The sequence below is a fragment of the Cecembia lonarensis LW9 genome (assembly GCF_000298295.1).
GTDB lineage: Bacteria > Bacteroidota > Bacteroidia > Cytophagales > Cyclobacteriaceae > Cecembia > Cecembia lonarensis.
Map to the genome: position 1 here is coordinate 1 of NZ_AMGM01000061.1, position 22,988 is coordinate 22,988.

Below are 22,988 nucleotides of genomic sequence, written 5' to 3' on the forward strand. Positions count from 1 at the left end.
AAATTATTGATAAATGAATTCGAATCCTATTGACCCTTTAAGGGTCATATATTTATAGCATAAGGATATCTAAGACTATAAATAGGATAAGACCTCTCCTTCGTCGAGGTGACAAGGTAAGGTCTTTTCTTCCCTCCAATTTGCTAAAGTTATGAATGCTTTACCTTGGGATTGCTTTGTGTCCCTTGAGATAGGAAAATTCCCCTCAATAAAACTTCAAATAATCAATCCATAACTGAAAGCTTCCCTCCTGCTTGTCTGCCAAAATGATCCCGATTCTTTGAATTTCTTTTAAGGCCTGAGGGTCAATACCCTGTTGTAGGATATTACCCATCCTGCTTATTTCCAGGTCTTCCAACGGAATGATCAAGGTTTCCCAATTTTGGGTTTTCCCTCCAAACTTTGCACGGAATTTGGGTAAATTAAAGCGTGTTTCCTTTTCGATCAGTAATTCAAACTTCCTGTCAGTATCCGATTTGAACCGGATCTCACAATGGGTATATCCCGACAGGTCATAATTGCCCATGGCACTGCGCAGGGATACAAATCCTCCATTGTTTTTCAAGGAGACCGTACCACTAAACAATACCGCATCTCCATCCATTCTCTCCTGAGATTGGGAAAGGCCGCCCATCACTCCGTCATTGATGATGCTCCACCTGCCAAAATCTTTTTCAGGACCAAAATCAAATACCAATGGGGCCGGATTCATGAATGTATTCATAGGAAATAGGATCAGTATGAGAAATAACATAATCTTCATGAATAGAAAAGCAAATTTCCAGGGTATTTGTTTGTGGGGCCAATGACAGAGAGCAGTAACCGTCATTCTGAGAATTCAACATTTAGTAAAATGTTCAAAAAAAGAAATAACAGTTATTGAAGCCTCATCCCTCTCTACCACAAAGGGATATTTGTGGCAGATCTTTTTTAACCACATAGGAGAAGATAGCACACATAGCTTCCCCTGTATCAACCGCCTGATTTTAAAAATAAAGGTTTGCTACTGCCCTGCTATGTTTTCTATGTTGCTATGTGGCAGATTTATTTTTTAACAGCAAACATACTACATATAGTTTTCTAAGAGTCAACTGCCTGATTTAAAAAAAGACTTGGCATCGCCAAACTATCTCCGATAAATGGGATAAGTTGTTTTGTGGTAACTTTCCCAATTCGGAGAAGGATCTCTTTTGCATTAGGAGACCCTTCTCCCAAACCATTGGGGTAAGGATGACGGATCAAGTGATGTCATTTCCTTTCTGTAAATGCCAAATTTTAAAATCTCAGCGTGACAAGTTCAGTATTCTGTCGTAAGTAACCCCCCAAATTTTGCTATTGCTTGCTGTATTTTAACCTTTTGCCAAACGGGATTTTGTTAATTCACCGATAAGCCCTATCATTTCATAAGTAAAATTAAAGTAGATTATACTATTGAGTCATCTACTTGAATTTGATAAAAAATGCTTTAAAAAAAAAGTAGCCTGATATATATAACATACTAATCCCGAGTCCTATGATACAGAGATTGTCTTTTTCCTTACTTATACTCCTGCTCATCTTTACCTCCTGCGTGAAGGAAAAGGCTATGCTTGAACTGCAAACGGATCAATTGACATTTTCATTGGATCAAAAGGGCAACATCATCAGCTTGATGGATAAAAAATCTCAAAAGAATTACCTTTACAAAGCTGCTCCCTCCCCCTTGCTTCAGGTGAAATCCGGAGGTGACTATTTATTGCCGCTTGCGGCCAAGCTTGAGGGTGGGCAATTGGTATTGGGTTTTCCAAAGAATATCGAATTGACCCTACAATATGAAGAAAAAGCCTCGCACCTGACTTTTGAGATTACAGCAGCCAAAGGATTTGAGGAAATTGAACTCATTGCTTGGGGACCAATTCCAACCATCATCAATAAAATCATTGGAGAGACGGTGGGCGTGGTCCGTGGGGAGGAATTTGCTATCGGCATTCAGGCCCTCAACCCTAAAACCCTGGGCGGATTTCCCTGGCTGAACAATGATACCACCCCTCAATTTGATATTTTTGAGCAGGAGGACTATTCTGATCTGAGTGAGGAAAATAAAAGGGAAACCCTTTACCGGGTTGAAGCGGCCAAGCCGGAGGATTTTGGCAGTACCTTACAGGCCTATACCCGCAACAGGCTGAAGGAAAGAACGGTCTCCAATCTGAACCATGATTATTTTATTTCTCCAATTTTTGAAGATGGAGGCATCATTGGCTCTAAAATCGCCATTTTCGGTTCGGCAGTGGAAGAAGCCTTGGAACATATTGGGAAAATTGAAGTGGAAGAAGGCTTGCCCCATCCTCAATTGAACGGGCTTTGGGCAAAGCTGTCTAAGGAGGCTGCTTCAGCTTACCTGATTTATGATTTTACTGAAGCCAATATCGATCAGGCCATTGCTTACACGCTGAAAGCAGGTCTCAAATACTTGTACCATTCAGACCCCTTTAAAAATTGGGGACATTTTGAATTGAAGGCAAGCGACTTTCCAAATGGTTGGGATGGCTTGAAGGCCTGTGTGGAAAAAGCAGCCCAAGCAGGTATCCATGTGGGTGTGCATACCCTTTCCAACTTCATCACTACCAATGATCCCTATGTAACTCCAGTGCCGGATCCCAGGTTGGGGATAGTGGGTTATGGGTTTTTGGAAGATGCCATCGATGGTGAGCAGAAAGAAATTCCCATTTCCACACCTGAATTTTTTGATCAGTTTAAGAACAATAGCCTCAAGACAGTTATGATCGGTTCTGAATTGATCCGCTATGGTTCGGTTTCTTCAGAAGCACCTTGGAAACTTCTGGATTGTGAAAGGGGTGCTTGGGACACCCAAAGGTCAAGCCATACTGTGGGTACTCAGGTAAGCAAACTGGCCGACCATGCCTACAAAGTTTTCCTTTCCAACACTGAAATGTCCATAGAGATTGCCCAGACATTGGCTGATTTGTACAATTATGCTGGCTTGAGGCAGATTTCCTTTGATGGACTGGAAGGAAACCGCTCTACAGGAATGGGGAATTATGGTGAAATCCTATTTACCACTACCTGGTGGAAGCACCTGAATGAGGATATCCGCTCGCACCTGATCACCGATGCCAGCAGGACCACGCATTATTTCTGGCATATTTATTCCAGAATGAATTGGGGCGAACCCTGGTATGCAGGATTCCGGGAGAGTCAGACGGAGTACAGGTTGAAAAACCAGGCCTATTTCCAAAGGAACATGATGCCGGGCATGTTGGGCTGGTTCAGCATGCGCAACAATACCCCAATAGAAGATATTGAATGGATGTTGGCACGTTCGGCAGCATTTGATGCCGGCTATGCCTTTGTGGTCCGGGATGAAGCATTGCAAAGCAATGGGCAATTGGAGACCATTTTCCAAAGCATTGCAGATTGGGAAAAAGTAAGGATGTCAGGTATTTTGACTGAGGGTCAAAAAGAGAAAATGAAGGATATCAACAATGAATTTCAACTGATAGAAACAGGAAAAGACCAATGGAATTTGCATCAAGTACATGTCAAAAGGTTTGAGCATCAGGCCAAAGTGCTACAGCCGGGTGAACCGCTCTATACCTCCTTTACATTTGAAAATTCGGTGGAAGATGCACTGCTACACTTTATCATCACGGTAGAGGCATCTGGGATTTCAGCCATTGAGTTGGAATTGAACAACAGGTTTAGCCTGCAATTTCCCCTTAGGCTCAATAAGGGGGAGTCTATCCGCTATTCCGGTGGGACCACCGCTCAAGTGCTGGATCAAAACCTCAGGCAAAAGGCACAGATACCCATTGATCCTGCCCTTTTGACTCTAAAGTCAGGCAGTCAGCAACTCAATATTGACTGTACTTTTCATGATCCTGAAGAGCTCGCTAAGGTCAAAGTGGAACTCAGGATTTTGGACAAAGCTGAAAGGATCAACATTGCAAATTAAATGTAGCCTTAATTTTCTTTACCTAACCACCACTTAAAACAACTAATTATTTAAATTAAAACAAGTTTTTTTGCATTTACACCTGAAATTTCACTAAATTACCTAATATTTTAATCTTTAGGTCTATGAAAAAACTCTTGTTGATTTTATTTGTCCTGACTGCAGGTACGGTTTGGGCACAGTCTTCCTATGAAACCGTTCAGCTTCTGGATGGTCCTTACTCCTATTCCATAGTAAAAGGCGACCCCACCAATACCCGGTTTTATACCTTGCCCAATGGATTACAGGTTATTCTACATGAAAACCGCACAGAACCCAAAATCTTCAGTTTGTTTACCACCAGGGCTGGAAGCAAAAATGATCCGGCTACCCATACGGGACTGGCGCATTACCTGGAGCACTTGCTTTTTAAAGGCACCCAGAACATCGGTACCCTGGATTTTGAGAAGGAAAAGGTTTACCTGAAACAGATCGAAGGGCTTTATGAGGAATATAACCAAACCTCGGTAGAACAGGAAAGAAAAGCCATCTATAAAAGAATTGATTCGGTTTCTACTCTGGCCTCCCAATTGGCCATCGCCAATGAGTATGATAAAATCATGTCATTCCTTGGTTCAGACTTTACCAATGCCTTTACTTCTTTTGAAAATACCTCCTATATGGAGTTTATTCCGGCCAACAACCTGGAAAAGTTATTGGCCGTGCAAAAGGAGCGGTTTTCCTATCCCATTTTCAGGCTCTTTCATACGGAATTGGAAACGGTGTATGAAGAATACAACATGTACCAGGATATGGGGAATTTCAGGATCTTTGATCAAATGTTTGCAGGGTTGTTCAAAAAGCACCCTTATGGGACCCAAACCACCTTGGGATCTGCCGAGCATTTGAAGAACCCATCATTGCCTGCGATTTCCAGGTTTTATAAGCAATATTATGTACCCAACAACATGGTGGTCATTTTGGCAGGTGACCTGGATTTTGAAGAAAGCATAAGGTTGGTAGACAAGTATTTTGGAAGTTGGGAGCCTGGAGAAGTTCCTGCTTTTGCTTTTGAGCGGGAAGATCCCATTGACCGCCCTGAAGAATATTTTATCACTACCCCGGATGAGGAAAATGTAGCGGTTGGTTTCAGGATGCCTGCAACCAAAGATGGGGATGCCTTAAAAGCGGAACTTGTCAGTTATATCCTATCCAATGGAAGGAGCGGATTGATGGATCAAAATCTTGTCAAGGCCCAAAAAGTACTGGAAGCGGATGCCTATGATTACCTGCTGACAGATTACGGCTTGATGTTTTTTTCAGGCAGGCCATTAGAAGGACAGGATTTGAAAGAAGTAAGGTCACTGATGTTGGAGCAGATTGACTTGTTAAAATCAGGGGATTTTGATGAGGACCTCATTGAAGGTACCATTAACAATTTCAAGGTACAGCGATTGAGAAGGCAGGAAAGTCCCATTGGAATGGCGCTTATTTTTAATGAGTTGTTTACCACCCAAAAATCCTGGGAATCTTATCTGTCCGAATTGGATGAAATGAGTAACATTACCAAAGCGGATATTGTCGACTTTTCAAACCGTTGGTTTGGGGACAACCATGTGACGGTTTTCAAACTCACAGGTAAAGACTCCTTGGCCGTGAAAATAGAGAAGCCTGAAATCACTGCCATTACCATCAATAGAGATGATCAGTCCGCCTATTTTAAAGAAATCACTTCCAATCCTTCGGAGCCCCTACAGCCTGTATTTTTGAATTTTGAGGAAGACATCAAATTTGGTTCAGTACATCAAGATGTCCCCCTTTGGGTGGTTCCGAATACCTTGAATAATCTCTTTAACATGTATTTTGTATTTGACATGGGGAACAGGCATATACCTAAATTGCCATTGGCAGTAGAATACCTCAGACTGATTGGTAGCGAAAGCAAAAGCAATGAGCAAATAAACAAGGAACTGTACAACTTAGCCATCAACTTCAATATTTCTACCGGAGATGACTTGGTTTATGTATGGTTCTCAGGTTTGGAAGAAAACAGGCAGGAGGCAATGACTATCATTCAGGACCTGATCAGAAATGCCAAACCCAATCAGGAGGCCTTAGCAAAGATGGTGGAAGCCAAAATCAAGGAGCGTAATGACAAAACCATTAATAAGGATGAAATCTTCTTTTCAGCCCTGAACAATTATGTGGATTACGGAGCGGAGAATCCTTACAATACTGTCCTGAGCAATGAGGAATTGAGGCAGTTGAAGGCGGAAGAACTCACTGATTTGATCCGATCCTTATTTGGCTACAAACACAAGGTTTATTATTATGGGGTTACCGATAAGGATGACTTAGAGGCCGAACTCAAGCAAAGCCATCCATTGGTTGCTGAGCTCAAAGATTACCCTCCTAAGCGGGAATTTGAACGCCTGAAAGCCGATAAGAATCAAGTCTATTTTGTGGATTATGACATGGCACAGGTGGAGATCTCACTGCAGCGTTGGGATGAGGAAAACTATGACCCGGCTGAAGCAACCATTGTAAGGGCTTTTAATGAATACTATGGTGGCAATATGTCTTCTGTCGTGTTTCAGGAAATCAGGGAAGCAAGAGGATTGGCTTACTCCACCTATGGGTTCTTTTCCACGCCAGCCAAGAAAGAAGATCCTTATAAGGCCGGATTTTATGTGGGGACCCAAGCGGACAAAATGGCCATTGCCTTTGATGCCATGTTTGACCTGATCAATAACTTTAAGGAGTCAGAACAGAGTTGGAACATATCCAAAGGGGCCATTAAAACCGGAATCGCTTCCGAAAGGATTACCAAAACAGCCATTCTTTTCAATTATCAATCTGCATTGAAAAGAGGATTGAATCATGATATCAGAAGTGATATTTACGAAAACATTGATGGGGTATTGCTACAGGATATCAAGAAGTTTCATGCTGACAAAATGAAAGATAAATCCTGGAATATCCGAATGGTTGGGTCCAAGGAGAAACTCAACTGGGAAGATCTGAAAAAGGTTGGCGATGTAAAGGAACTGACCATCAAAGAGATTTTTGGGTTTTAGTATATTTTGAAAGGGTGCTGAAGGAAGCATGGCTTAGCATGACTTCCTTCAGCTTTTCCAATTTTCATGTTCTCTGATATCTAAAATAAATTATCGTTTTTTTAAAATAAGAGTTTAAAAAACATCCTATAAGGTTTCGATTAGATTTATTCCCTTGGGGTTTTACAATCTAAAAGCCTGCCTGACCAATAATTTCCACATGTCATTTTCTTTTTTCCAGACCAGACAATTACCAATGCGAATAGGAACAGTTTCCCCTTCAGCATTAATCCCATCTGATAAAAAGGTATGTCTAACGATGGCCACATTGTCGGAGATGTCTATAGTCTGATTTTCTACACGGATATTGGTTAGTTTGATGGGTTTACCTGAAAGGATTTCATCTATAAATTCATTTTTACTTTGAATGACACCGGATGAATGGCCATAGCTCAAATCCTCTGAGAGCAATAGGGTCAAGGAGCCTTCATCTGCTTCCATCATAGCCCCAAAGAGTTCCTCAACCGTTTTTTCTACTGATTCTAACTGATTTGTCTCACGCTCTATGGCCTTACAGGCAAAAAGTGAAATCAATAAAACAAAGATGAAAGTGTAGGTTTTCATGGTTTTATAGGATTTAGGGTTTATTTGACAGGTTTTCTATGCCAATAAGAAGCCAAAACTGATCCAGTGATATTCATCAAAGGTCCAAATACTGCCGGTGCCAATCCCACGGTGGCGATTCTCGCCATTTCCTTGGCAATTCCTGAGGCAAGACCTGCATTTTGCATCCCTACTTCCAGCGCTATGGTCCTGCAATCGCTTTCAGGCATGCTAAATAACCTAGCGGCCCAATATCCCAATGCATAACCAAAGAGGTTGTGCAGGGTAACAAAGAAGATCAACAGCAAACCAATATCCAATAAGCTGTCCCTACCGGCTGCTGTGATAATGACGATGATAAAGGCTATTCCAAGCATGGAAACCAATGGCATGGCATCATCCAACCATTTGGCTTTGCCGCTGAAAAACTTATTGAACAATAAACCTGCACCTATAGGGATGATGACAATTTTGATGATATCCAGCATCATTTTCCAAACATTTACCTCTACAAACTCCCCTGCCAAAAAACCCATCAAAGCAGGTGTAATGAAAGGAGCCAACATCGTGGTAATTGCGGTAATGGTGATGGAAAGTGCCAGATTGGCTTTGGCCAGGTAACTCATGACATTGGAAGCCATTCCACTTGGGGATGATCCTATCAGGATCATGCCGGCAGCGATTTCCGGTGGAAAGCCACTCATTTTTGCCAGCGTGTAACCGATCAAGGGCATAATGGAAAATTGACAGAGCACACCGATCAATACGCCTTTGGGCATTTGCACCACTCCTTTAAAATCCGATATGCTCATCGAGGTACCCATACCAAACATGATGAGCTGTAACAAGGGCACGATCAGGCTGCTTAATTGGTAATCTCCTATTTCGACAAAATTGGCCGGGTAAAACATGGCGGCGGTGACTGCAGCAAAGATGGAAATGGTATAGGTGTAACCACGAAAACTCTCATTGGCACGTACACCAATGGCCAAAAAAACGAGAAATAAAATCCAGAGAGGGCCTGAGGTATACAGGTCTTTCCAAATCCAGACTACTGATCCCGAAATCAAAAAAATGAGACTGAGGATTAAGGAATAAAAATATAGTTTTTTCTTCATTGAATTATTTGAGGACATGGGAATAAAGGGATTCTTTTCTGGATATTTAAAGTAGGAAAATATTGAAGTTTAGAAAGGGGGAATACCTCTGGACAAGACAAACCTGTCCAGAGGAAAATGAATTAGCTCCAGGTACGGTCCCAAGAACGTTTTTCATCCCATTCAGGTGTTGGTTCAAAATAGCTGGTATCTGAAGGGTTCAAGTGTTGTTTCACCACTTCATCGTTCAGTTCTATTCCCAGACCTGGTGCTGTCAAAGGCACATTGGCATAGCCTTTTTCTATCATTTTTCCGTCCCAGGTTAATTTTACCAAATCTTCCCACCAAGGTAAATCCACAGAATGGTGTTCCAATGAAAGGAAGTTTTGTGTAGCAGCTGCACAATGCACGTTGGCCATAAAAGAAACAGGTGTTCCTGCCTGATGCATGGCCATGGCTATGCCATTTTCCTCTGCATAGTCCCCTATTCTCTTAGTTTCCAAAAGCCCACCAGAACTGGCCAAGTCAGGATGGACAATATCCACAGCATGGTTGTCAATAAGTGCTTTAAAATTTTCTAAGAGGTAAATATCTTCCCCTGTTGTGGTTGGGGTTTCCAATGCCTCAGTAATGGTTTTATGCTGTTGCCAGTATTGCCATGGAACCATATCTTCCAACCAGGCCAATCTGTATTTCTCCAGAGCCCTTCCCAAGCGGATACAGTTATTCAGGTCAATATGTCCATAATGGTCAGTAGAGATCGGAATTTCCCAACCCACCATATTCCTGATGTCTTCTACTTTCTCAGCCAATAACTCCAGTCCTTTTTCAGTAATCTGAATACCTGTGAAAGGATGCTTGGTATTGGAATAGGCCATGTAGTCCCCTCTATGATAAGCGTTGGGATTGGCTTTCAGTATTTCTGGATTTACAATACATCCAGGGGTATCCATAATGTCCCGAATAGAGACATCCATTTTTAGCCAAGTGTAGCCTTGGGTTTCGGTTCTGAATTTGATCCGCTCCTGCTGTTGTTGTCTGCTGGTTCCTTCAGGAGTGTCTGCATATAGCCTAACTTTGTCTCTATACCTACCGCCAAGCAATTGCCAAGCTGGGACATTGTATGCTTTTCCGCATAGATCCCAGAGGGCCATTTCTACGGCACAGACCCCACCTGCTTGCCTTGCAGGGCCACCAAACTGTTTGATGATCTTAAATACCCGTTCTACATTGCAGGGATTTTCTCCCAAAATTCTACTTTTTAGCATGAGTGCATACCGGGGGTCTGCTCCGTCTCTGACTTCTCCCAGCCCATAAACCCCCTGATTGGTATCGATTCTGATGATCGCTGTCCTTCCTAGTACAGATGTGACACAATAGCGCATATCGGTAATTTTCAGATCAGTTGGATTCGAGTATCGGTTGATATTGGAAGTGGTCTCTGCTAAAGTATCACTCAGAGAAAGTCCCATCAAAGCGGAAAGGGAAATACCCCCCAAAGCGGTTTTCTTCAAAAAGTCTCTTCTATTGTCCAAGGTTTTGGGATTGTCGATTTCAGCTTTCCTTTCTAAAGCGTATTGTTGCTCTCTTTTTTTATTGTCTTCAATGATTTGCTTGATGTATGATTTCATGGTTGAATAGGGTTAGGTTTTTGGGATTTATTCAATTCATATTCTATTTTTTTGCTGGGTCAGTTTTGCCAATTGACCTTTTACCAATTCCTATCTTTCAGGAAATTATCCAATTCTTCTCTGGACATTGGCAGGTCCTGCTTTTTATTTACCCAGTCCAGAAAATCCTTAACAATGGATTCTGACCATCTGCTATCAATTTCTCCAGCGGTATACTTGCCTTCCCGCAGTCTTTGGATACCAAATTCATCCCTTAGCATGATAAATTCTGCATTAATTACCAGATCTGCCAAAAGAAATGAGGGGATAAAAATCACCCCATATTTATTGGCCAAGACAGCATCTCCTGGCATCACAGTCGCCCTTCCTATCCGGATGGGATAGTTGATGGTCGTTAGCATCATTTGTTGGATATAAGATGGGTCATGCCCTTTAATCCATCCATTGAAACCATCTATTTCAGATAGTCCTGCCATATCCCTTACGGATCCATAGAATACCACTCCCCTTTTGGATTTAGCATAAATAGCATTACCCAAATTATCGCCTATAAGGGTGCCATCAACGATCTTAGCATAACTGTCCGCTACATAAATATCCCCTTCCTGAAGTACATCAATAGGCCATGAATTGGTACCGCCGGCCTGTACCCTTCCTTCATTTTTTCCGATTTCCCGTACCAGTTCATTCATGTCAGGACGCAAGGGCATGTACTGGGCAGTCAGGGCTCTTCCTGTCATGACTTTATCATCATTGATGATGATCCAATCATTTTCAAATTGGTTATGATACCCTTTATTTCTTAAAAAGCCCCAAGCCTCTTCCATAGAGACGTTTTCCAGCCTTTTTAACAAAGCGGCAGGAACTTTAGGCCTTCCATCGGCAAACCTTTCACCTTCCCATTGGGAAGTCAACATTTTGACCTGATCTATTGTCGGAGAGATTTGCTGAGCAATCAGGAGCTGGGCAGAGATAGCAATCGCGAAAGCAAGTGCAGAAATTTTCTTTAGCATAATGGTATATTTCAGGTTGATAACAATATATTTTTTACTTCATATCCTTTTATACTCGATTTTTCGAGCTTTTCTCAAATGATTATTCAAAGAATGGTACATCAGGTACAGCATATTTTTTCATCCCCTCTTCATTAATTTCAACCCCAATTCCCGGTTTTTCTGAAAGGGTGATAAAACTATTTTCTGTCCTTGGTCCGTCGTATGTGACGATATCCTTCCACATTGGATCTGTATCCATATAAATCTGCCATTCCATGATCTGGAAATTGGGTACAGAGGCACATACATGGCAGGCAGCCATGGCTCCTAGAAAAGAAGCAACCATATGAGGAGAAAATGGTACATAGTATAGATTCGCCAGATTGGCAATTCTCTGTGCCTCACCCAGTCCACCGCATTTTTGTATATCTGGCATAATGATATCAACTGCTGATTCTGAAAGCAATCTCGTAAACCCGTAGGCCAGATAGATATTTTCACCGGTACAAATAGGCGTAGTGGTTTGTGAGGTAATACTTTTGTACACTTCCGGGTTGTCAGCTGGAATCGGTTCTTCCAACCACATTAAGTTCAATGGTTCATACATTTTGGCCATTTTGATCCCGGTGACAGCGTCGTATCTTCCATGCATGTCCACACAGACGTCAATATGAGGACCTACTGCCTCTCTTACTGCGGCGATGGCATCATACATCCTGTCAATTTCGGCAGGGCTTGCGGTCCAGTTGAACAAATCATATTTATTGGGATCTCTGCCGTCATCCACATCAAACTTTACGGCATTGTATCCTCTTGCTACGGCATCTTTTGCTGCAATGGCATAATCGTTTGGGGTGGGATTGGTAGAGGTATAAAGGGCTGTATCACAATAAACCCTTATTTTATCCCTGAATTTTCCTCCTAGAAGCTGATACACAGGGACTCCAAAAACCTTACCCGTAATGTCCCAAAGTGCTGTTTCGATTGCGGTCAATACCGCTACAAAAACACCTGACTGGGCTCCTCCAAAAAAAGCTCCTTTTCTGAGCATTTCTGCAATCCTGTTGGGGTTAAGTGGGCTTTGACCCTTTATCCGATTTCCCAGCCTCTTTACGAGATGATAAGTTCCATGAATGGCATCCACAGCTTCACCGCAGCCCCATACATCTTGATTGGTATATATTTTTACATAAAGCGCCCCCCTTACATAACCGCATTTAAGGTCAGTTATTTTTAAATCTGATGGATTGGAAAAGGGGTTCTGCTTTTCTACAGCAGCAGCTAAACTTGATTCCATCTGAGAAAGAAGCAAGCCTCCAGTAAGACCGGCAGCCAAGCTTTTTTTAAGAAATGTCCTTCTGTTTTTCATATGATTATTCAGGGTAAGGTTAAGATATTTAATTGAGACCGATAGGTACCAATTACCTGACTTTTAAAGAATGTATTCCAAAACTGATTTTTAAATCAGCTAAATTGAATGAATGATAAATTATGCTGATTAAATTCTTATACAGGCACTATTTACGACTTACCATGTCCTGTTTTTGAGGATTTCCTGAATTTGCTCTTTGGCCACCGGTAGTTCGTCTATATGGTCATTCAACCACTGAGAAAAATCCCGTTCGATATCATCAGACCAGCGGGTATCAATCTGACCTGCCGTGTAGACTCCTGCTCTTATCCTTTCATGGCCAAACATATCCCGAAGCCTTACTATTTCTGAAGTGATCACCACCTTTTCGGCCAAATGTGGCGGAATAAAGGAAACACCCCCATCACGGCCAAGTACCACATCACCAGCCATGACGGTAACCTGTCTGATTCGTGTTGGCCGGTTTATGCCGATAAGCATTGTATTTAAATTTCCGCGTTGGTTGTGATGTGAAGGATGGTAGCTTGTAAAAAAAGAGGTAAATGAACCGATTTCTTTTAATCCTACAATATCCCTTAGGGCACCGTCATAAACAATCCCTTTGCCTGTTTTCGCAAATATTGCATTCCCAACATTGTCACCGATGGTCGGGCCATCGAGATGAATTCCAAATTGATCCGCTACATAGACATCATCCTTGATCAATATATCTACCGGCCATGTATTCTGTCCCCGCTTCCCCTCTTTTTTACCTCTTTCGTCAATGGCATCATGTATATCAGGTCTTCCGGGCATAAAGGTGGCAGTCACTGCACGACCTACCAAAACACTATCGGGATTGATGACTTGCCACCCGTCGGCATATTGATATTTGTATCCTTCATTCCTCATAACAGCCCAAGCTTCTTCATGGGTAACTTCCTTCATTCTTTCCAATATATTATCTGGAACTTTTGGTCTTCCATCTGGATATCTTTCACCTTCCCATAAGGGTGTCAGAAACAGCATTTCCTCTTTGGAAATTTGCTGGGCATTGATTGGACAAAGGATAAATAGCGTGGGAATTAATAAATAAAAGAATTTAATGGTAACCTTCAATGAATCCATAGTGTAAATAGGTTATTTTGAGAATTAGAAAAAAAGTTAATGATAGGTACGAGTTTTCCCAAACCTTTCATGTAAAATTTTATATTTAGCTTTTAAGCAAAACTTTCATTTGATAGGTGCCAAGGAGAAGTATTGGAAGATCGTGCAAAAGCCAGTCTGTGATTTTAGGCACAAAATAAGATTAGGGTTATCCATTAAATTCGTCATAATTTATCTAATTTAATTCCATGGAACTAGACATTCAGATTATCATTGTGCTGGGTATTCTCATTGCTACCATCATCATGATGGTATTTGAAATTTTTAGGATTGATGTAGTGGCCATCATTACCATGTTGGCCTTGGGCTGGTCTGGTATTCTTAGCCCTGATGAAATGTTAAGGGGGTTTTCCAGTAATGCGGTAATTTCTATGATTGCAGTAATGATTCTGGGTTATGGAATTACGACCACGGGTGTCATGGAGAAATTTTCCGAAGCCATCCTGACCAAAGTGGGCAACGATAAAAATAAAATCATTGGGTTCTTGGGGACTTCTGTAGGTACACTTTCTGCCTTTATGCAGAATATCGGAGCTGCAGCCTTGTTTTTACCCGGTACCCTGGAAATCTCCAGAAAGACCAAAATCCCTGCTTCCCAATTGATCATGCCATTGGGTTTTGCGGCCATTTTGGGTGGCTCACTGACCATGGTGGGTTCAGGGCACCTGATTTTGATCAACGATCTCTTAAAAAATGCTGAATTGGAGCCTTATGGCTTATTTGCAGTTACTCCCATTGGCGCCGTGCTTTTAATTGCGGGGATTATGTACTTTTTCATCTTTGGCAGGTGGGTGTTACCTGCTGATAGTCAGGCTGCCAAAAAGAAGTCATCCCAGGAAAAATTAATGGAAACCCTGAGGTTGCACAAAAACATTTGGTACTTCAGTATTCCTGAGAAAAGTTCTCTTGTCGGGATGACCACAGAGAGCGCTGGTATTTGGAAAGATTTTCAACTTAACTTGGTGGCTTTGTCAGATGGTCAGGATGTGGTGTATGCTCCTTGGAGGGAGACCGCCTTTCAGTCGGGTCAGATTTTGGCGGTTTTGGGCAAAGAGACCGAAGCGAAGGCTATGGCTGCTGCTTTTGGACTGACCGAGGAAATCGCCCCTAGTATTTTTAATAGATTGGCTAAACCGGAGGAATCAGGCTTTTCAGAAGTCATTATTCCTGCCAGCTCAGAAATTATCGGTAAGACCCTAAGGGATTATGCTTTCAGAAGAAGGTTTGCATTAGAGCCTCTGATCTTATTTAATAATGGGGAAGAAATCAAAGGGGATTTTTCTGACCATATATTCAAGCAAGGAGATGCACTGGTGGTCTATGGCTTATGGGACAATATACGTGAACTGAAAGAAGGGTCAGACCTGATTGTGGCCACCCCTATTGAGACAGAACCAAAAAATCAGTCCAAGACCATTCCGGCGATTGCCAGTTTTGCTTTTGCTATTCTATTGACTTTTTTAGGTGTCCCCATTGCCCTTGCCTTTATGACCGGTGCCTTGGCCATGATCCTTTCCCGGGTGATCAGCATACAACAGGCGTATGATGCCATAGATTGGAAGGTGGTTTTCTTATTGGCAGGTTTGATTCCATTGGGCGCGGCCATGCAGAAAACCGGTGCTGCTTTCTTCTTGGCAGAATATGTGATGCAGGCCATTGAAGGGCAGCCTGATATTGTGTTGTTTACCGCGATTACCATCCTGGCAACTGTTTTTTCCCTGTTTATGTCCAATGTGGGTGCAGTGGTGGTTTTGGCACCTTTGGTCATAGGAATGGCGGAAATCGCCGGCTTGGATCCACGTCCTTTGGTACTTTTGGCTGCAGTGAGCGTTTCCAACTCCTTCCTTTTGCCTACCCATCAGGTCAATGCGCTGATGATCTCTGCAGGGGGTTACAAAAATAGGGATTATATTCGGGCAGGATCGGGAATGACCGTCATGTTTGTCATCTTAACCGTAGTGGTATTCTATTTCTTTTATTTCTAAAAAAGAGGTTTGGAGGAATCATTTGGCCAAAACCATGGTCCATAAATTTTCCTTTCTCCCTACGCCAAATTCTAAAAAATCAGCATCCATCATCAATTGGCAGTGGCCTGGACTTTCTTTCCAGGCCCTAACCACTGCCTTTTCATCAAAATTACCACGGGCTATATTTTCTCCCAAAAGTCTCCATTGATAACCCATTTGGTTGACCCTGATGTCTAAGGTAGAATTATCAGAACCTACGTGGTTAAAAAAGTTGTTTTGAAACATGTCTTCCGAATGATTTTGGGCCGCTTTGGCCAATAAATTGTTCCAAGACAGTGGTTTTACTGCAGGCATAAATTGATCACCGCAAGCACATCCATTTTTACGAAGCGTATTGACTTCCTCAAGCAGCACATTTTTGTTAAAAGACAGTGCCAGTTCCCCGACTTCAATTTCGGGTAAAATTTCATTTTCCGGAAGTTCAAGGCAGGCACTCATGGTTATTGTTAAGAATAATAATCCACGAAGTGCCTGTCCTTTGAGACATTGGGTGATTCTCATGGGCGATTAAAATAAATTCTTCATATTCAGGATTTAATTGAAATGAAGAAAAAAGCTTGGGTGATTAATAGGTGCTAAAATAGGTGATGTTTCTAAAATAAAAAATAAAATTCTAAAAAATATTTATATTTAATTTTAAATTCTTTTCATGCCCGTTTTATGCCTGAAATATTTTGTATTTTAAATTGAAAAAAAACCTGTTGATAGCAAAACTGATAGTCATATAAAATTGAAGAAACTCATAAAAAAATTGATTGATAAACTTCAAAAACAAAAAACTAACCTCTGTCCTATCTAAGTTTTTTATAAATTGCGCGCTTAACAAATTCACAGCATTTTGAAAATCTTGACCATAGACGTAGGCGGAACAAATATCAAAGCCAAAATTGAAGGACCTGAGGATAGGAGAAAATTTCCTTCAGGCCCGGATATGACCCCGGGAAAAATGGTAGAAGGTGTTTTAGAGATGACAAAGGATTGGGAATATGATGTCATTTCCATAGGTTTTCCCGGAATTATTAAAGAAGAAAAAGTCATCACAGAGCCCAAAAATCTGGGAGAAGGCTGGAAAGATTTTGATTTTGGACAAGCATTCGGAAAACCCATAAAGATTATCAATGATGCAGCCATGCAGGCTTTGGGCTCCTATTCAGGTAAAGGTGTGCTGCTTTTTTTAGGTTTTGGTACAGGTCTGGGTTCTGCCATAGTTGTAGACGGTAAAGTACTTCCCATGGAACTGGCCCATCTCTCGTATCGCAAGGGAACCTTTGAAGATTATTTGGGATATAGGGGATTAGAAGCTATGGGTCAGGAAAAATGGCAAAGACATGTGCATGCAGTGGTCGAAAGGTTTCAGGCTGCATTTCTTCCCGATGATATTGTTTTGGGCGGAGGAAAATCTAAATACATTACTGATGTACCCCTAGGCTGCCGCTTGGGCAATAACAAATTGGCCTATGAGGGAGGGTTCAGACTTTGGAAGTAAAAAAAAGATAAAAAAATTGGACCTTGGAAGGTGAATTTATTCCAAATTCCACCTTCCAAAGTCAACCTTCATTAAAGCTTTCTTACCCAAATATTTCTGAAACTGACCAAATCTCCATGGTCTTGGAGCTTTATGGGCAGCTCATCGGGATGTGCCTTATAATTGGGTATGCCTATGTATTCTGTAGGCCCTTTTATCTCCACATTATTTTGTACCAAGACGCCATTGTGTACCACAGTTACTCTCGCTGGAGAAACAACCATGCCATCTGCATTGAACCTGGGTGCTGTGAAGTATATATCGTAAGTGTTCCATTCTCCAGGTGCCCGCATGGCATTAACCAAAGGGGGATGCTGTTTGTAAATACTGGCAGCCTGACCATTGGAATAGGTTCGGCTTTCATAGGAATCCAATACCTGTACCTCATAATGTGACATCAGGAAAATCCCAGAGTTGCCTCTGCCCTGCCCCTCACCTTTGATGACGGTAGGTGCGGCCCATTCAATATGCAACTGCATGTCCCCAAAACCCATTTTGGTTTCAATGTCTCCTTTACCAGGAGCAACTGTCATGACCCCGTTTTCTAGCGTCCATTCTGGATTTTGGCCTGTTCTGGAGCTCACGAAATTACTTAAACTTGACCCATCAAAAATGACTATGGCATCTGATGGTGCTTGACTGTTTTCTGTCCCTGGGGTTACTTTTCGTACCACTGGTTCCCAAAACTCCGTGGCCTGTGGTGGTAACCTGAACTCTTCCTGTTGTGCCATTAAGGGAAGTCCCGCCATCAATAGAAAAGCGGAGCAAAAATGTCTCTTTGTAATCTTCATAGGTTTATCGGTTAATGATTTTGACAAACCAAATTAATTCAATTCCCAAGGATTCAAAAGCCGTTAGTGTATTTTCGTTTTCAAGGCCTTGGTTTTAATGATAAATTCCACAAAATTAATATCCATGAAGAATCATATATTGCTTTTGTTCATTTCCCTTTTTGTATTTGGACAAACTCAGGCTCAAAGGGAGTATTATTTTCCCAATGAAAACTTTGACCATCAAGTTCCTAGCCCGGAAGCTTTTTTGGGTTATGAAATAGGTGAATGGCATACCCGATATGATAGGTTAGTAGCTTATTTTGAAGCTTTAGCTGCACATTCAGACATGGCTCAATTACAAGTAATTGGTCAAACCAATCAATTGAGACCACTCGTAGTATTGGTTATTAGCAAAAGTGAAAATATTCAAAACCTAGAGGATATCCGTCAAAAACAGTTGCAGTTGGCCAACCCTAATAAGCCCCTGCCGGATGTCAGCAGCATGCCGGCCATCATCAACCTGGCCTATTCTGTGCATGGAAATGAACCCTCAGGTGGAGAAGCTTCTATCCTCACGGCCTATTGGTTGTTGGCTTCTCAATCCGACCTGGCCAAAGAAATCCGGGAAAATGCTGTGGTTATGATCGATCCTGCCATCAATCCGGATGGTAGGGACAGACATACCAATTGGGCCAATATGCACAAAGGTTTTCTTCCAGTAGCTGATCCCTTGGACAGAGAACACAATGAAATTTGGCCATCCGGCCGGGTAAACCATTATTGGTTTGACCTGAACAGGGATTGGCTGCCTTTAGCGCAGGTTGAACTGCAGTCAAAAATTTCTTGGTACCATACCTGGTATCCCAATGTGGTAGGAGATTTCCATGAAATGGGTACCAATAGCACCTACTTTTTTGAGCCTACTAAACCTTTTGGCAGTGAGAACCCGGTGGTTCCCAGAAAGAATTATGAGGACATCAATAGCAAATTTGCTGCTTACTTTGCCAAGGCCTTGGACAATATTGGCAGCTTATATTGGACCAAAGAGGTATTTGACAACAGTTATCCGGGCTATGGCTCCACCTATCCGGATATTCAGGGTGGCTTAGGATTGGTATTTGAGCAAGGTTCATCCAGAGGTCATGTGCAGAGTTCACAGCGGGGTGACATTACTTTTCCCTTTACCATTCGCAACCAACTGGAAATATCCCTTGCCACCATGGAAGCAGGTGTAAAGGAAAGGGAATACATGCACCGATACCTCAGGGAGTTTTTTGAAACGGCTATCTCAGAAGCCAGAGCTGACCGGGTCAAAGCCTATGTTTTTGGTGATGAATTTGATGAATCCAGAAACAGGCTATTCCTAAAGCTATTGCTGGATCATAAGGTTCAGGTTTTTGAAAATAACAGGGACCTTACTGCTGAAGGAAAAAGCTTTAAAAAAGGTAAATCCTGGGTAGTTCCAACGGCACAGCCTCAATACAGAATGGTCCGTAGCATGTTTGAAAAAGTAACAGAATTTGCAGACTCTGTATTTTATGATGCTTCTTCCTGGACCATGGCCTTGGCCTATGGGATGCCTTATGCCGCGCAAAGTACCTTTCAGTCAGGCGATGCGCTGACATCATTGGCTGATCAAAACCTACATTTCCCGGAAGCTGGCAAATATGTGGCTTACCTGGTAGATTGGTCAGATTATTTTGCACCAAAGTTTCTTCACCACATTCAAAGTAACGGCATTCATGTGGAGGTGGCCGCCTTACCATTTACTTCTGCTACCGATGCGGGTGCCAGGGAATTTGCCTCAGGTACTTTAATGATCCCCATGGGATTCCAGCAAAAAGATGAATCAAGTGTTAGGAAAATATTGCAGGATGCTGCCACTATCAGTGGACAGCATGTGTATGCCAGCAGTACAGGATTCAGTCTTCAGGGCATTGATTTAGGAAGTAACAATATTTCAGCGGTAAGGACGCCAAAGGTATTAATGTTGGTCGGTCAGAGTACTTCCCAATATGAGGCCGGAGAAATCTGGCATTTGCTGGATACCAAAGTGGGCATGGCTATTGCCAAAATAGACCTGAGCCTTTTCAGCCGGGTCAACCTGTACGATTACAATACACTAGTTCTTCCTTCTGGTTTTTACAATGCCTTGAACGGCAGTCAAATAAATCATTTGAAAGATTGGTTGGGCCGTGGCGGGACGATTATTTCCCTGAGGACAGCCAGCCAGTGGCTTCAAGGACAGGAAATTGTAAAAGAGGAGTATTTGACAACTTCTCCGGATACAGAACCTGCATTTGTGCCTTTTGCTTCGCGCAGAGATTATGAAGGAGCCAAAGCCATAGGCGGGAGCATTTATCTTGCCCATTTGGACAATACCCATCCACTGGGCTATGGTTACAGAAGCAAGGAAATTCCGGTTTATAGAAATTCCAGCATATTCTTCAAACCCTCCAAAAACAAATACCAAACGCCGGTCCGGTACACTGAAAACCCTCTTTTGGGTGGTTATATTTCTGATGCCAACCTGGAGAAAGTTAAGCAAAGTGCCAGTGTCCTCGTATCACCTGTTGGTCAGGGAAGGGTTATTCATTTTATTGACAATCCTAACTTCAGGGGAACCTGGTTTGGAACCAATAAGCTGTTTTTGAATGCTATTTTCTTTGGGGATAAAATGTGATTTAGGGAAAAGATAAAAGGTAAAAGGCAAAAGTATTTTCTTTTGCCTTTTTTCATGTTTCATCAGAATATTTGGTGTTGGGAATGAGAGGAAAATAACTTACTCTTTAATTTCGCGTATATTTGCTTTAAAAAGTGTCATGATGAAGAAGTATGGTTTGATCTCATAATCAATGCTTCTCAATTTGAAGATGTAACCGATGAATTTTGTTCGTCTTGTCCCAGCTTAGGGTCCTTTGTTTTTGGTTGGGGCACTACTGAAAGGCTGTTTCTTTATCATGATGGCCGTTTGGTCAATCCTGGCCCATGTTGTTTCAATGATCTGCCTGTATATTTTTTCTGACTATTCGGAATGTTACACGTATCAATTTGAGGGCTTCGGCAAGCTCGGCCACCGGGACTTGAATAAATAGGGGGGTAGGGAAGAAATGCGGCAAAGCCGCATTTCTTCCCTACCCCCAGGTTTTCCAAATCTAAATCCCGTTCCCCGAGCTTGCCGAGGGGCTTTAAAACCAAATTTAATTCTACTACGTGTAAGATTACGGATACTCAGATTATTTTTACAGGCAGCTGGATTAATCCTTTGCTTTTTACTGACATATCCCACTTTCTCCAGAAAAAATCACCAAATTTGTGACAAAAAAGTTAATCCGGTGGCCAAATCCATTCTGCTCCTTACCCCTCCTTTTACCCAGCTCAACACGCCCTATCCTGCTACAGCTTATATCAAAGGTTTCCTCAATACCCTTGGGAAAAACACTTTTCAGGCGGATTTAGGCATTAGTGTTATCCTTAGGATTTTTTCCAAACAGGGATTAGAGGAGGTTTTTGAAGCGGTTGGCCAAAGGGATAAACAAAGTTTAAGTGCCAACAGCCGCAGGATATATAATTTGCGTGAAGAATATATAGAGACCATCACCTCTGTGATTCAATTTTTACAATTTGAAAATCCTACCTTGGCTTATAATATCTGTGATGGTGAATTTTTGCCTCAGGCTTCCCGCTTCGAGCAATTGGATGATTTGGACTGGGCTTTTGGTACCATGGGCAATCAGGACAAAGCCAGGCATTTGGCAACCCTTTACCTGGAAGATATTGGAGACCTGATTCAGGAGGTTTTGGATCCACATTTTGGTTTCAGCCGCTATGCGGAGCGCTTGGGCAGGTCAGCTGTTTCTTTTGATCTCCTGGATGAAGCTTTGGCAACAGGACTTTCTTTCACAGATCGGTATTTGGTGGAAGCACTGGAAAAGGAAATCCAAGAGGCAAACCCCTATTTGGTTTGCATGTCTGTGCCTTTTCCTGGCAATTTGTACGGGGCACTCCGATGTGGGGATTATATCAAAAAGCATCACCCGCATATTAAGGTGGCCATGGGAGGCGGTTATCCCAATACAGAACTCAGGTCCCTGAAGGATCCCAGGGTATTCCAATACCTGGATTTCATTACTTTGGATGATGGGGAAAGGCCCCTCACCTGTCTTTTGGAGTATTTGGATGGAGATAGGCCATTAGAGAAATTGAAAAGGACTTTTGTATTACAGCAGGGACAGGTAAGTTATATCAATGGAGCCAAAGAAAGTGATATTTCATTTAGCAAAACAGGTACTCCCGATTATAGGGGATTACCATTAAAAAAATACCTTTCTGTCATAGAGATTGCCAATCCCATGCATCGACTTTGGTCTGATGGGAGATGGAACAAGTTGACCATGGCCCATGGCTGCTATTGGAAAAAATGTACTTTTTGTGACATCACGCTGGATTATATCAAAAACTATGAGCCTGTCAGTGCCTCCATTATCTGTGACCGTATTGAAGAACTGATTGCGCAGACGGGAGAAACGGGTTTTCATTTTGTGGATGAGGCCGCCCCTCCTGCCCTGATGCGGGAGTTGGCCATTGAAATCCTTAGACGCAAACTTAAAATCAGTTGGTGGACAAATATACGCTTTGAGGAAAGGTTTACTTATGACCTCTGCCGCCTGTTGAAAGCATCAGGATGTATTGCCGTTTCCGGTGGATTGGAAGTTGCATCCGACCGCCTGTTGGAAATGATGCAAAAAGGGGTTACCGTGGCACAGGTGGCAAGGGTAGCGAGAAATTTCACAGATTCCGGCATCATGGTGCATGCTTATCTGATGTATGGC

Annotated in this window: 15 protein-coding genes; 6 read left to right on the plus strand and 9 right to left on the minus strand. The window is 42.2% G+C overall.

The window, feature by feature from the left end; genetic code table 11:
* Positions 1-205: 205 nt before the first annotated feature.
* A complete protein-coding gene (locus B879_RS15505) occupies positions 206-724 on the minus strand; it encodes a CIA30 family protein (RefSeq protein ID WP_238542151.1) in 519 nt (172 codons plus the stop codon).
* A gap of 789 nt (positions 725-1,513) precedes the next feature.
* On the opposite strand from B879_RS15505, the gene B879_RS15510 reads away from it, so the two are divergent.
* Complete coding sequence (locus tag B879_RS15510; RefSeq protein WP_009186155.1) at positions 1,514-3,952, plus strand: hypothetical protein; 2,439 nt, start codon at positions 1,514-1,516, stop codon at positions 3,950-3,952.
* Between the two features lie 125 nt (positions 3,953-4,077).
* Positions 4,078-7,008 carry a M16 family metallopeptidase gene (locus B879_RS15515; protein WP_009186156.1) on the plus strand — a complete coding sequence of 977 codons (2,931 nt, stop codon included), beginning with the start codon at positions 4,078-4,080 and terminating at the stop codon, positions 7,006-7,008.
* Positions 7,009-7,170: 162 nt separating this feature from the next.
* Here the strand turns inward: B879_RS15515 and B879_RS15520 are convergent, their stop codons facing one another.
* The 6 genes from B879_RS15520 to B879_RS15545 form a co-directional block, all read right to left on the minus strand.
* A complete protein-coding gene (locus tag B879_RS15520; RefSeq protein ID WP_009186157.1) occupies positions 7,171-7,611 on the minus strand; it encodes a nuclear transport factor 2 family protein in 441 nt (146 codons plus the stop codon).
* 20 nt (positions 7,612-7,631) lie between these two features.
* Positions 7,632-8,708 (minus strand): bile acid:sodium symporter family protein, encoded by a 1,077-nt coding sequence (locus B879_RS15525; RefSeq protein WP_009186158.1) that lies wholly within the window; start codon positions 8,706-8,708, stop codon positions 7,632-7,634.
* Between the two features lie 122 nt (positions 8,709-8,830).
* Positions 8,831-10,318, minus strand: a complete 1,488-nt coding sequence (locus tag B879_RS15530; protein WP_009186159.1) for a mandelate racemase/muconate lactonizing enzyme family protein — start codon at positions 10,316-10,318, stop codon at positions 8,831-8,833.
* Positions 10,319-10,398: 80 nt separating this feature from the next.
* Positions 10,399-11,331 carry an RraA family protein gene (locus tag B879_RS15535; protein WP_009186160.1) on the minus strand — a complete coding sequence of 311 codons (933 nt, stop codon included), beginning with the start codon at positions 11,329-11,331 and terminating at the stop codon, positions 10,399-10,401.
* Positions 11,332-11,413: 82 nt separating this feature from the next.
* Positions 11,414-12,682 carry a mandelate racemase/muconate lactonizing enzyme family protein gene (locus B879_RS15540; RefSeq protein WP_009186161.1) on the minus strand — a complete coding sequence of 423 codons (1,269 nt, stop codon included), beginning with the start codon at positions 12,680-12,682 and terminating at the stop codon, positions 11,414-11,416.
* A 159-nt stretch (positions 12,683-12,841) separates the two neighbouring features.
* Entirely contained in the window at positions 12,842-13,792 is a 951-nt protein-coding gene (locus B879_RS15545; RefSeq protein WP_009186162.1) for an RraA family protein, read from the minus strand.
* 227 nt (positions 13,793-14,019) lie between these two features.
* Here B879_RS15545 and B879_RS15550 point away from each other — a divergent pair, with 227 nt between their 5' ends.
* Complete coding sequence (locus tag B879_RS15550; RefSeq protein ID WP_009186163.1) at positions 14,020-15,816, plus strand: SLC13 family permease; 1,797 nt, start codon at positions 14,020-14,022, stop codon at positions 15,814-15,816.
* 18 nt (positions 15,817-15,834) lie between these two features.
* On the opposite strand, the gene B879_RS15555 is transcribed toward B879_RS15550, so the two are convergent.
* Positions 15,835-16,359, minus strand: coding sequence for a CAP domain-containing protein (locus tag B879_RS15555; RefSeq protein WP_009186164.1), 525 nt, complete (start codon positions 16,357-16,359; stop codon positions 15,835-15,837).
* Positions 16,360-16,696: 337 nt separating this feature from the next.
* Here B879_RS15555 and B879_RS15560 point away from each other — a divergent pair, with 337 nt between their 5' ends.
* Positions 16,697-17,344, plus strand: a complete 648-nt coding sequence (locus B879_RS15560) for an ROK family protein (RefSeq protein WP_009186165.1) — start codon at positions 16,697-16,699, stop codon at positions 17,342-17,344.
* Between the two features lie 71 nt (positions 17,345-17,415).
* Here the strand turns inward: B879_RS15560 and B879_RS15565 are convergent, their stop codons facing one another.
* The gene (locus B879_RS15565) at positions 17,416-18,174 is read right to left on the minus strand and encodes a 3-keto-disaccharide hydrolase (protein ID WP_009186166.1); all 759 of its coding nucleotides are present in this window, start codon (positions 18,172-18,174) and stop codon (positions 17,416-17,418) included.
* Positions 18,175-18,298: 124 nt separating this feature from the next.
* On the opposite strand from B879_RS15565, the gene B879_RS15570 reads away from it, so the two are divergent.
* Both B879_RS15570 and B879_RS15575 read left to right on the plus strand, forming a co-directional pair.
* The gene (locus tag B879_RS15570) at positions 18,299-20,839 is read left to right on the plus strand and encodes a M14 family zinc carboxypeptidase (RefSeq protein ID WP_009186167.1); all 2,541 of its coding nucleotides are present in this window, start codon (positions 18,299-18,301) and stop codon (positions 20,837-20,839) included.
* A 652-nt stretch (positions 20,840-21,491) separates the two neighbouring features.
* Positions 21,492-22,988, plus strand: a 1,497-nt coding sequence (locus B879_RS15575; RefSeq protein WP_040400867.1) for a B12-binding domain-containing radical SAM protein, incomplete at its 3' end; no start/stop codon positions are given.